This window comes from Deltaproteobacteria bacterium, assembly GCA_015233135.1.
In the GTDB taxonomy this organism is placed as follows: domain Bacteria; phylum UBA10199; class UBA10199; order JADFYH01; family JADFYH01; genus JADFYH01.
On record JADFYH010000032.1, the window covers coordinates 1 to 12,242 of the forward strand.

Sequence of the window (12,242 nt, forward strand, 5' to 3'; positions counted from 1 at the left end):
GCCCAGAAAAAAACAAATTGCATCGATAGGGACCCACCTATAAAAAGAAAAAATAAGATCCGTCGCTACGCTCCGAGTGGGTCCCTATCCTTGCGGATCACTGGGTCCCTGTCTTGCGATTTCGCACATCATGGCATAAAGTGAGAGCAAACTGGGAAGCCGCATCTCCAGACAAAGTAACGCTTGCAAGGTTGAGCGTTGCGGTTCCCGTATTGCGCAGGGTTAGAGTTTGAGGGGCAGAACTTGCTCCGATATTCGTTGCAGGGAAAGTTAAAGGACCAGGAGTTACCGCAATGGCAGCTGTAGGCGTAGCAACAGGCGCCTGTACAGTGGTTCTTGCATCTAAAGGGTCGTGAATATTTTCGCAATTTCCAACATGATCGCAGGCCCCGGAGTAAAATTCGTAAAGGCCATTTCCCTCAGGCGCGGTATAATGATACCGTTCCGGTATTGGAAGTAGGAGTGATAGGATCTCCATATTGGTGGCTAGGTCCCCAAGCAGCGGATTCGTTGGCTTTATAGTGATAGTAGATCCAAATTCGATCGACACCACTATGGGTTGCATCCCCCACTTCATTCACATTGTAGGTTAAATTAAAGGTGCTTGTGGTTGTAGTTGCTGGCAAGGCCTGAATACTAGAGCTGGGCGCTTGGTCGTCCACCACAAGTATCTGTCCAAAATTTAAAGTAGAAGTGTTGCCCACCTGATCCATTACTGATAAGGCTAAAGCAGGATTGTCAGGCAATGCCACATTGTCAAACAAACACGTATATCCAATAATTCTTCCGGAACCTGCAGGATCGGGAATAGGATTCAGAATCATGCCATCGTAGTGAGGATAGCTACTTCTGTCTGAAGTCAGATAGTAACCGCAAGAAACAATTCCCGAGCCTGAATCACTTACATTGGCCGCAAAAGTAATGTGGCGGGGGACAAAAGTATAAGAGGAAGAACCCCGCGTTGCAATGTAGGCATGAGAGGCCTCCGTGAGGTGAAAATCTCCTGTAGCAGTTGAATCGCCAATAGTGGGAGGGGTATTGTCTAAAGTTGCAGCTCCCGTTGTTTCGGTGATTAGCGAAACACTATTTTTTACACGAAGCTTCATTTGAGAAGCATCCGTTAAACCTAAATCCACAGGTGAAAGCGTTACGCAATAATAGGAACTTTCAGGATAAGAGTAAGTGAAAACCCCTCCTGGATGCCAAGCTGTATCATAGCCAGGCGGTAAAATACGGGGCGTTACAGTAGCATATTCACACGAAGCGCCATTGTGGTCACCCGCACCCAAACTATTTATTTTGACTGCCAGCGTAGATAAGTGGGTTGTTGAATCGGTTCTGTAATAGAGTGTTCCTAATGAGGGGGCGCTAGCTGGTGTGTGGCCAGGCCCCGGATCCGCCCAAGTCAACGAACTAAGGCCAAGAGAGGCCACGATAAAAAATCCTCCCAATAAATATCCAAAACCATTCTTTATTTTCATATCATCTCCTTAAATTTTACATTTCAAAAACCCATCTAATAAAATCCAGCCTCTTTATTTCTGGCCTAGGTATCGGCACTGGCTCTGAGAAAGTTGCTAGCAAATTTAAAAGCAGCCCTTCACCAATTTTTAATAATTCTTAGCAACTTTTTCAGACTTTGGTCGATACTGTATTGGGACGCTGTTTTTAGAACAGCAACAAATATTATGCTTATCACTACCGTCCTAGTTATCGTCTCCGTTGTCTTATTCTGGGTACTTTCGCATCCCAGGAAGGATAAGTCTAAGCATCGTTAGACTTATTCAAAAAATCTTTTATTTTTAAATACCTACATTGACGCACTGCGTGTCTACTTTAGGAACAAGCCTTGCCGTTAGGCCCTGTTTGCCCTTATACTGAGCACTGGCTTCTTTCAGAAAGGGTACTCATGATTTTTAGTTCTTTGCAAAAGAACAAAAATTCTAGCTTAGTCCCAAACCTTGCAAATAAATCTTTTTTGCAAACTTCGCGCAGTATTTCCCATTTCAAGGGTGTTCGTCCTCCCGAACTCATTCCCAAAAACTTCCTTCAGTTTTACCAGGGCGATCTTAAAAATGGAAAAAAACCTTCCGACACCCAGCAACAGTTTCTGGCTCAGGTCTTGTTGCACGAGCTGGACGAATCGGGACGGAAATTGGAACAGATCGGTCTAAAGAAAAAATTCGAGAAACTCGACCTGGCGGGGCTTTTTCAGGAAGTGCACCTCACTCGCCACCAGATTGAGATGCAGAAGATTTACGATTTGGCCCCTCAAAATTTGGGATATTCTTTAAAAGTGCGAAACCACGAAGAAGGCGAATGTGTCACTCGCCTGGGGACTGGCCGCCTGGTAGGGTTTTGCGCCCAAGGATATAACACCAGCTTTCGGAACGAAGATGCCTATCTGGTACTTCCGGAAAAATCATTTTTCATGTTGTGTGATGGACTGAGTACAAATGTCTCCGGAAACATTGCTTCCGGCCTGCTCATCGATTTTATTGAATATGGTCTGCAACGCATGCATAGCCTGGAAGAAAGCCTGCTCTTCGCTCACGCGGCGCTCCTGCAACGGATGAAAAATGACGTTTCATTGGGTGGATTTTGTTCCATGGCCTCTACTTTATCCTGCTGCAAAATCGAAAAAAATAGTGCGCAGGTCTATCACATCGGGGACACCAAAATTCTAATCCTTCGAAACGGAAAAATTATTTACGAATCGAAAGATCACACCAAAGGACAAGACTTGTACGCCGAAAAACTGATTGATGTCGAAAGCGCACATGCCCTAAATCATTCCTTAACCCGTTACTTAGGCAACGAACCCATTTTGATTTCACGGGATTTAGACCATCGCCATATTGAACTGGAAAAAGGGGATCGCCTGCTGATTTGTAGCGATGGCATTAGCCATGCCTTTCAAGGGGATGATTTTCATTTAGGGGAACTCTGCACCCTGGCTTGTGAAAAAGTGCCTCTCGAGGAAATTTTAACCCATATCTATCAAATGGCCCTTCAACGTGCTCAGGAAGGTAAAAATGGTCAGGGCCGAGCCTTGAATGGGCAGAATATCAGTTTGCTTTTGTACGAGCACTAACCCTTGCCAATTCCAAATTCCACCCCTAAGAACTCTTCATGATCGATCTCCATTTTTTCGAACAAATCATTGCTTCGTTGCCCGATGCCCTGCTGCTGATTGACAAGGAAGGATACGTCACTTACCTCAATCCCGTTGCCCAAGAAATGTTGGGCTCTTCGCTTTCTCAAATTCAGGGCAAAAAAGTTGAGCATTTATTTCCTCAATCTAAAGATTTACAGGCACGCATAAAAACCACGCTGAAGACAGGTCATAGCTTTACCCTTCGAGAAAACGAATGGACCAACCCCCTGCTGAGGCATACCTACGTGCTGGAATTCAACCTGGAGCCCTTGCACACTGCAGAAGGGCAAATTTGTGGGGCCAGGCTTCTGTGTCGGGATTTGAGTCCCCTTAAAAAGATGGAAGAAGATCTGAAGGTGGCCGATCGCCTGGGCGTGATGGGAACGATTGCCTCGGGCTTGGCGCACGAAATCAAGAATCCCTTGGGAGGCATTAAAGGCGCTGCCCAGATGATGTTGCGGGCCAAGCCCAAAGAGGAGTGGGTGGAATATCTGCAAATGATTGTCAAAGAGACCGAGCGAGTAAACGAGCTGTTGGTGGAACTTTTAAACTTCGCCAGCCCCAAAAAAATTACACTGAAGCAGTTGAACTTAAACCAATTGCTCGAAGAAGTGCTTTGCCTCGAGGAACAAGCGGCCAAGGCAAATCACATAAAAGTTTTAAGATTTTATGACCCTTCGCTTCCTGATATTTTAGGAGATGAAAATCAACTGAAACAGGTCTTTTTAAATTTGATCAAAAATGCACGCGAGGCCTTGGGCGATGTCCCTGGGGGAAAGATTGAAGTTCGAACCCGCCTCTTTACCGAATACCAGCTTAAAACCGAAAAAGGTCAAGCCGTTCGACTGATCGAAATAGCCATCAAAGACGAAGGCTGTGGCATGGAAGATGAGGTGCTCAAGCGTCTGTTCTCCCCATTTTTTAGTACAAAAAAACGGGGCAGCGGTTTAGGACTTGCCATCAGCCATCGAATTATTACAGAACATCAGGGTTTTATCCAGGTAGAGTCGGCTCCAAATCGGGGAACTGTTTTCAAGGTTTTTTTGAGGGCGGCGAGTTGATGAATTTACAAAATATGAATATGACTCCACACACACCCAAAATCCTGATAGCCGAAGACGAAAATTCGCTGCGTACTATCCTCAAGAAACTTTTTTCCGAAAAAGGCTACCAAGTCGAAACCTGCTCGGAAGGTAAATTGGCGCTCTACAAACTGGAACAAGAAGATTTCGACATGGCGCTGCTTGATCTCAAAATGCCTGAGATGACGGGTTTTGAAGTGCTCACCCAAATTAAAATTCAGAAACCAGAACTCCCTGTCCTCCTCATGACGGCTCAAGACACCATGAAAAATGCCGTGGAGGCCATGAAACAAGGAGCATTCGACTACATTACCAAACCTTTTGAGTTGGATGAATTGGAGGTGATCGTCGAAAGGGCCCTTCAAACCAAAAAACTCACCGACGACGTCAAGGAACTGCAGCAAGAACTGCACAATAAGCAATTTGATCGCCAAGCTAAAATCATTGGAAAATCAAGGGCAATCCGGGAAGTGTATAAAGCCATTGGTAAAGTGGCCAACTCCAATGTTTCGGTCTTGATTACCGGTGAATCCGGTACTGGAAAGGAACTGCTGGCCAAGGCAATTCACCTGGCCAGCCCTCGCGCTACCGCACCTTTCATCGCGGTGAATTGTGCTTCGATTCCCAAAGAATTATTGGAAAGCGAACTCTTTGGTTACCGCAAGGGGGCCTTTACGGGGGCGGATGAATCTCGTGCGGGTTATTTTGAGGCGGCGAATCACGGAACACTTTTTCTGGATGAAATCGGAGACATGCCGATTGCACTGCAGGCCAAATTGCTGAGGTCTCTGCAAGAGGGGGAAATCCAGCGTTTGGGGAGTACCCAGAGTATTGCCATTGATGTGCGCATTCTCTCGGCCACTAATCAAGACTTATCCAAAATGGTGGATGAAAAAAAATTCAGGGAAGATCTTTATTTTCGTCTGAATGTGGTGCCCCTGCTGTTGCCAGCCCTGCGTGAACGCGAGGAAGACATCGAAATTCTGGCCCAGTATTTTATCGAAAAATATTCTCTAGAATTTTCCTGTCCCAGCAAGGTGTTAAGCGAGGAGTGTATCCAATTGCTGAAGGCTTATCCCTGGCCTGGCAATATCAGGGAGCTTGAAAATGTGATCAAACGAACTTTGGTGATGGGTGCCGGCAATGTGATCAGCGCCAAGGAAATTGCCCCGATGCTGAGGGAAAAAAAGGCGGGTCTCTCCAGGACAGAAATCGAGCAGCGTTCCCTGGAAGATATAATTTCTCAAAAACTTTCTATCTTTTTAGACAAGTTGCAGCAATTAGGTTCCATGGACTTGTACGAAACCCTGCTCCCCATGTTTGAACGGCCCTTGCTGAACCTCATTTTACAAAAGACCAATGGCAATCAAATTCAGGCGGCAAAGGTATTGGGGATCAATCGCAACACCCTGCGTAAAAAAATTCGGCATTTGAAAATAAAGATTAAAAATTTTGATTTTGAGGAAGTGGAAGAAGAGGATTAAAGGGAAAACACTATGACCTTTATTCAACCTCTATTTTTCTATTTCACACTCATGAGCGCTGCAGTGCTTGCGGGGGGCATTCTGCCGGTCTTTCGGCACTGGCATCCCAGCCGCCTGCCCTTGGCGCTTTCTCTTTCTGCGGGTTTGATGTTGGGCTCCAGTTTTATCCATCTGATTCCCGAGGCCTTTGAACTCATTGGTGCCAAGGCCTCCACTTTTGTTTTACTGGGGCTTTTCTTTTTGTATTTTTTCGAAAAATACATCACGGTTCACATCTGCGAAACCGATTCCTGCGAGGTGCATAAACCCCTTGGAATTTCGGCCGTCATCGGTTTATTTCTGCATTCTCTCACCGATGGATTCGCTTTGGGAGTAGGTTTGCTGGTTCCTAAACTGGGTATCGTGGTCTTTGCCGCCATCTTTTTTCATAAAACGATGGAAGCCTTTTCACTCAGTTCCATCCTGATTCACGCGGCCCATTCCAAATCGAACATTATTCTGGCAAATCTTTTGTTGTTGGCCGCCATCCCTTTGGGAGCCCTGCTTTCTTATTATTTTGTGGGATTCAACAATCCCAATCTGGGCGGTGCTGCCCTGGCGTTTTCTGCGGGAACCTTTCTCCACATCTCGCTTTCCGATTTACTTCCCGAGGTGCATCGATATTCCACTTTAAAAAACCAGGCCTTTATCTGTTTTATGCTGGGGCTCGTGGCCATGTTTGTGCTGGGGCGTTTTTTGCATTAATTTTTATGACGCAAGGTCTCTACGCCATCTGCGATATCAGTTTTTCTTCCCACAAAAGTCAGCATGAACTTGCCCAACAGTTATTGGCAGGCGGAGCAAAAATCCTTCAACTTCGCATGAAAAATGCCAAAGATTTAAATCGCGTGCGCGAACAGGCTCAAAAAATTCTGGAAGAAAAAAAGAATTACAATTTTTGTTTTGTCTTGAACGATTACGTCGAGTTGGCCCTGGAGCTGGGTGTGGATGGAATTCACGTGGGAGAAAATGATCTTCCTGTGTCGGAGGTGCGAAAAATTGTAGGCCCTCAAATGCTCATTGGTTATTCCTCGCACTCCATCGAAGAAGCCAAACAAGCCGAGGCAGAAGGCGCCGATTATGTCGCCTTGGGTGCCATCTTTCCCACTGCCACCAAGGGCCCTGGACGCCCGGTACAAGGTTTGGAAAAGTTAAAAGAATTTGTAGCTCAAATTTCTATTCCCAAAGTCGCGATTGGGGGCATTACTTGGGATAATTTGGAAGGAGTCTTAAATACTGGCGTAGACGCCATCGCGATGATTACCGCGCTTTCGAAGGCAGAGGATGTTTCCAAGGCTACCGAACTTTATATCAAAAAAATAGCAACTTTATCCGCCCGCTACCGATAATCAGAAAAGAATCGTCTTTAGATCGGATCACAAAAAGGGAGTTCTATGAACTTTTATATACAAAACCAGACAGTCGTTAATCCTCAGGCCCAGGCCGTTTTAACCGAGATGGCTGCGCATCCAGACCGTTTCCCCATGCTGAGAACTCACGGAAACCGCGTGGATATCAATGCTCAAGGGATGCAAGAGCTGTTTAATCTGAATCGTCAGGGAGACGGTCGCGATCAGATTGATCAGGACGATGTGATTGCCCTCAGCGATTTACTGCATGCAGGCCACGAAAATGAAGAGGTAAGCCCGCAGGATCTTCAGAATATCGCTGCCCTGTTTGCAGAATATCAACGGATAGTTCCCACAACAGGGCCACGCCTGGTCTCCCATTTGTTTGATCCCAATGGCCTACGCCCGTCTAGAGTAATGAGCCCTGCCTCTTCTACCGCTTCTCTGGCCCCCATTCATTTCAACTCGGTGGCGCAACGCTTGACGCTTCAACATTTGCATGGCTTTCTAAATCGTATCCATTTTGATGCGGCCAATCAGCGCATTCATCCGCATAGTTATAGCTACTCTCCTGTTTATGATACCCAAAATACTTTGGGAGGAATCCGAGGCAGCAACGCCTCTCCTTTTGAATCGGATCCTCGTCTACGCATTCAAAATAATGCCCTTCGTTTTTTGATGTATGGAGAGGCCATTAATGAACAGCAAGCCCGTGAGCTTTTTGCCTCTGCCCCCGGATTATTCGAAGAACTGAAAAGCCTGAATCTCGTCGTCGAAACCCAGTCTGCTGGCCAAGCGGTCCAATACCGCATGAACGCGCTTTCTCTCACTTCCCAGCGTTTACCCAATGGCCAGGTGATGTATCTGTTTATGGATGCCCCCGAGCATATTTCAGGATCCGCTTTACAAGAAAGAACGGCCCAACTCAGCTCCACCAGCTATATTCTTCTGCATCAATTGATGGAGGATTATCTGCACCACAACCCCCTCAGTGGCCGAATTGCGGACATGGGATCGGGGATTGGTATTCAATCCATCGCCCTGCTGAAGCTGTATCCCCATATTCAAACCGCTTTTGCCGTCGAAATTGATGACCACTCTCTCAATATTTCTCGACTCAACGCCTTGCTCAACGGAGTCCAAAATCGATTTGTTGGTGTAGACAATCATGATCCTCAAAATCTTGCGCGGCTTTTGGGACGCAACCGACTGGATTATGTGGTCTCAAACCCCCCTTTTAACGCGATGCCTAGGTACTATGCCGAACAATTCACCGATTTTGGAGATGGGGGTCCCGATGGGCTGGCGGTCACTCGCATTTTTTTAAATCAGGCCCTGCCTCTTTTGCGGGAGGGTGGAGAGTTTCTCATGTACTCTGTGCTGGTCGTCAACGAAAACCAGCAAGTCCCTTTGTATCAAAACTTGCTCGCCAGACCTGGATTAAGAGTGGAGGCAAACCCCTTAGGCATTCGCGACTTGAATGTGGGGGTTTCAACTTATGGAGTCATGTTCTCTCGTTACCTGAGAAGGCATGGACACAACGAAGTTTCTCCAGAAGCCTTTACACGGGCCCTTCAAGCGGATCATGTGGCCCGATTTCAGGCTGCGATGGTCCGTATTCTAAGAAGATCCGCTGTACAGACTGGAATACGAATCGTAGGAGAAGTAGAATCCCGCCTCGGAGCAATGGTAGGGCATTACAATGGTGATGGCGGCAACAATGGCCCTGTTGACCCTTACAGTGACATCCCTATTTCCGGAGGAACAGGGTTTTGGGTGGAGGAGCACGCTCGATCGATCCCATTGTGGACAGAGTAAGAAACCCGTGAAGATCCTGACCGGAGTTTACCCCGGACTCTGATCCGGGGTCAGGATCAGATTGCACACGAGGACATGACTGCCATGCACAAAAAAGTTCTCATCATCGGTGGCTCCGACCCCAGCTGCGGGGCGGGGATTCAGGCGGATTTAGCGGTGATTTACTCCTTAAAAATCCCCTGCGCTTGCGTCATTACCGCCCTCACCGCACAAAATGAAAACAAATTCTATTCTTTTCAAAGTGCCACGACAAAGAATTTTCAGGATCAGCTAGAATCGATCTCGATCAAACCCAAAAATCTCATCGTAAAAATAGGAATGCTGGCCAATGCAGAACTGGTGACAGTTCTGCTTCACTGGCTCAAAAAAAATGCGCCCGCGTTTGTGATCCTTGATCCTGTCTTTCGTTCTTCGACCGGCTTTGATTTATTAAACAAAACTGGCATTGAACTGCTTCAAAAAAATTCTGCCTGCTTTGATCTGATGACTCCCAATGTAGAAGAATTCGAGACACTCAGTGGATTCCCGATCAAAAACGAAAAAGACTATTTGGAAAAAGCCGTGGCGTGGCAGCGGCAGATTTTAAAACAAAATCCGAATTTTAATCTTTTGATCAAAGGGGGCCATTTAAAAGAGAGTGCCAACGATTATTGGATAAGCTCTGAAGAAGTTTTTAAATTTAAAGGAAAAAGAATTCTAAAAAACAAAGAAACCCATGGCACTGGCTGTAGCCTGGCGTCCTTTATTGCCGCCTATCTTGCAAAAGGAAAAAATCTGAAGTCGGCTGTAGTGCTGGCTAAAAAAGAGGTGCTAAAAAAGATTCATCATTCTTGACCTAAACCGGATTGATCCGACAACACCTGTTCCACATACCACTGAATTTTCTCTAAATAGGCCTCTGAAATCTTTTGGGTCCAGGCCCCCACACCCGGGTTTCCAATTTTCTTCCCATCCACTTCCGAAACAGCCAGCACATGCTTGAGTGAAGAGCTCAAGAAGACTTCTTCGGCTTCAAAAAGGTCTTCGAGCAGCAGGGACTTTTCCTGAACTTCCAAATCCAGATCCTTGGCCAGATCCAGAATTTTCTGACGGCTAATCCCGGCCAATACTCCATCCGACAAAGAAGGCGTGAGCAGTTTCGCTTGATGAATGACAAAAATATTGCTCGTGGCTCCCTCCGTAATATTTCCCAAGGCATTCGTTAAGAGGGCCTCAAAGGCATTTTCTTGTTTGGCTTTTTGTTTGGCGATGACCGAATTAAAATAGCTGTTCGTCTTGTATGAAGCGAGCTTCCCGGCATTGGAGAAAAAATCTTTCACCACCACACAAGCCACCCCCTCCTGATAAAGTTCTCTGGGAAAGGCCTCAAAGGGTTTACAAGAAATAATCAGGGAAGGCCGCGCTTTTTGAAGATCCATTTCTCTCAAAGAGCCCGAGTCAAAACTTACCCAAATGCGCAAGACTGCTTCTTTGAGGTGATTGAGGTTCAGCGTTTCATATACCAAAAACTTTAAACGAATCCTCGAAACCGGAGGGGTAAGCTGAAGTTCTTTTAAAGATCCAAAAAGGCGATCCAGATGATCCTCCAAAAAGACGGCGACCCCTTGAGAAACGCGCAAGGTCTCAAAAAAACCGGCCCCCCAAAGAAAAGCAGAATCGGATAAACTGATTTTCACTCGGCTTTCTTCAAGAAAAAGCCCATTTTGATAAACGATATTGGAAACCATAAAACACCTACTAGAAAAACACCCTAGATTTCAACAAGGTCTCCTCATACTCGCTTTCGAAATCACTATCCATCACAATTCCACCTCCCACACAAAAACTTGCTTTACCTTGGTATATCTCCAGGGTTCGAATGGCCAAATTAAATAAAAAATCTCCCGAAGTATCCATCCAACCCAAGGCACCCGTGTAAATTCCACGCCCGTGAGGTTCCAGGTTTTTGATAATTTCCATGGCCTTTTTCTTGGGAGCCCCTGTTACAGACCCTCCCGGAAAAGTGGCTTCCATAATTTTCTGAAAAGAGACCTTCTCCCTCAGGCGCCCTTCTACACTGGCCATCAGATGATGAACATAATCATAAGTTTCCACTTCATAAAATTTTGAGACTCGCACAGAGCCTACTTCACAGATTTTTCCAAAATCATTTCTTTCCAAATCAACGATCATCAACAACTCGGCTCTTTCTTTGGACGACTGTTGCAAAGCTTGTTTCAGGGCTTCATCTTCCGCAGGCCTTTGAGATCTTTTTTGAGTTCCCTTGATGGGACGGGTTTCAATGTGTTTCCCAGTTTTTTTTAAAAAAAGTTCGGGAGAAAAAGATAAGATCTGCCTGTCCCCAAAATTAAGATAGGCCGCATAAGGGGCAGGATGTTTTGCATTCAGATAATGAAAGTATTCAAAAGCATCAAAACCCTCAGGGAGTACACATTCAAATTTTTGGGAAAGATTCACCTGATAACAATCCCCCCGTTCAAGATGAGTTTTAATTTTTTGAAGGGCGTCCAGATAAGCCGAACGAGTGAAATCGGGCGTAAAATCCTCTAGGGCCAATTTAAATGAGGGAGTTCGAGGGAGCGAAAACAACTCCTCTTCTTTAAGATTTTGTACTTTGTTGCAAAGGAGAAATTCAGGTCTGGCCTGAATATCCTCAGAGGCAGAGTACTCATAAGGAATATATCCTACGGCCCCGGACTCAAAAGGGAGACCCCCTGATCTCTTGCGCATCTTCAAACAGGGAAGCCCTACTATTTTCTCTGTTGCCTCACCCAAATAAACAAATCCTTCCGGCCTGTTATAGATCAAAAAAAAAGGGAGAAAAGAAGATTGAATTTTTTCATAAATAGGGAGAAGCATGGCCTCTTATGCTCAAACTTTTCTTCAACCGCAAGAGTTGGATTGTGAAGCTGCTCTTTTTTTGTTCTGCCGGACTCAGCCTTTACTTTTTTATTAAAACAGATTGGCGGGCCTGGAGTTTAATTCGAAAATCAGGCCTCTTTCTCTTCTTTTTTCAGGTCTTTTTTGCCTTCGGGGTAGAGAAGTACCCCTGGTATCCTCAAGATTCGCTGGGTCCGGGCATTGGCCTTCAATTTCAAAAAGCCCTTGTCCCCATTGCTTATATTTGGCCCTTGTTTTTAATTGGCCTTTATGAATTTTCGTCGCCCCCCCTGTTTTATATCTTTAACTTATTGTTGCTTCCTATCACCCTGACCAGTTCCGTACTCATTTTCTTTCATTTTACAGACGATGACTCTTCACCTCCTAATCTTCTGAGTGGTAAAAAACACTAATTTTTAACGTAGACAAAGCA

At 45.7% G+C, this 12,242-nt stretch carries 12 protein-coding genes; 8 read left to right on the top strand and 4 right to left on the bottom strand.

What is annotated here, in order from left to right:
- Positions 1-97: 97 nt before the first annotated feature.
- Both HQM15_09910 and HQM15_09915 read right to left on the bottom strand, forming a co-directional pair.
- The gene (locus HQM15_09910) at positions 98-478 is read right to left on the bottom strand and encodes a hypothetical protein (protein MBF0493080.1); all 381 of its coding nucleotides are present in this window, start codon (positions 476-478) and stop codon (positions 98-100) included.
- On the bottom strand, positions 420-1,481 hold the full coding sequence (locus HQM15_09915) for a hypothetical protein (protein MBF0493081.1): 1,062 nt from the start codon (positions 1,479-1,481) through the stop codon (positions 420-422). The genes HQM15_09910 and HQM15_09915 overlap by 59 nt, the downstream gene beginning before the upstream one ends.
- A 497-nt stretch (positions 1,482-1,978) precedes the next feature.
- Here HQM15_09915 and HQM15_09920 point away from each other — a divergent pair, with 497 nt between their 5' ends.
- From HQM15_09920 to HQM15_09950, 7 genes are all read left to right on the top strand, one after another.
- Positions 1,979-3,094, top strand: coding sequence for a serine/threonine-protein phosphatase (locus tag HQM15_09920; GenBank protein ID MBF0493082.1), 1,116 nt, complete (start codon positions 1,979-1,981; stop codon positions 3,092-3,094).
- Between the two features lie 38 nt (positions 3,095-3,132).
- Positions 3,133-4,218: a PAS domain S-box protein gene (locus tag HQM15_09925; protein ID MBF0493083.1), complete on the top strand. Its 1,086-nt coding sequence runs from the start codon at positions 3,133-3,135 to the stop codon at positions 4,216-4,218.
- Between the two features lie 20 nt (positions 4,219-4,238).
- Positions 4,239-5,723 carry a sigma-54-dependent Fis family transcriptional regulator gene (locus HQM15_09930; protein MBF0493084.1) on the top strand — a complete coding sequence of 495 codons (1,485 nt, stop codon included), beginning with the start codon at positions 4,239-4,241 and terminating at the stop codon, positions 5,721-5,723.
- Positions 5,724-5,735: 12 nt separating this feature from the next.
- A complete protein-coding gene (locus HQM15_09935; GenBank protein MBF0493085.1) occupies positions 5,736-6,467 on the top strand; it encodes a ZIP family metal transporter in 732 nt (243 codons plus the stop codon).
- 5 nt (positions 6,468-6,472) lie between these two features.
- Positions 6,473-7,111: a thiamine phosphate synthase gene (gene thiE, locus HQM15_09940; protein ID MBF0493086.1), complete on the top strand. Its 639-nt coding sequence runs from the start codon at positions 6,473-6,475 to the stop codon at positions 7,109-7,111.
- Positions 7,112-7,156: 45 nt separating this feature from the next.
- The gene (locus HQM15_09945; GenBank protein ID MBF0493087.1) at positions 7,157-8,929 is read left to right on the top strand and encodes a methyltransferase; all 1,773 of its coding nucleotides are present in this window, start codon (positions 7,157-7,159) and stop codon (positions 8,927-8,929) included.
- An 84-nt stretch (positions 8,930-9,013) separates the two neighbouring features.
- Positions 9,014-9,763, top strand: a complete 750-nt coding sequence (locus HQM15_09950; GenBank protein ID MBF0493088.1) for a hydroxymethylpyrimidine/phosphomethylpyrimidine kinase — start codon at positions 9,014-9,016, stop codon at positions 9,761-9,763.
- Here HQM15_09950 and HQM15_09955 read toward each other — a convergent pair.
- On the bottom strand, positions 9,754-10,656 hold the full coding sequence (locus tag HQM15_09955; GenBank protein MBF0493089.1) for an aminotransferase class IV: 903 nt from the start codon (positions 10,654-10,656) through the stop codon (positions 9,754-9,756). The two genes, HQM15_09950 and HQM15_09955, sit on opposite strands and share 10 nt — an antisense overlap.
- Positions 10,657-10,666: 10 nt before the next feature.
- Positions 10,667-11,788: an aminodeoxychorismate synthase component I gene (gene pabB, locus HQM15_09960; GenBank protein MBF0493090.1), complete on the bottom strand. Its 1,122-nt coding sequence runs from the start codon at positions 11,786-11,788 to the stop codon at positions 10,667-10,669.
- Positions 11,789-11,796: 8 nt separating this feature from the next.
- Here pabB and HQM15_09965 point away from each other — a divergent pair, with 8 nt between their 5' ends.
- Positions 11,797-12,222 (top strand): hypothetical protein, encoded by a 426-nt coding sequence (locus tag HQM15_09965; protein MBF0493091.1) that lies wholly within the window; start codon positions 11,797-11,799, stop codon positions 12,220-12,222.
- Positions 12,223-12,242: the final 20 nt, after the last annotated feature.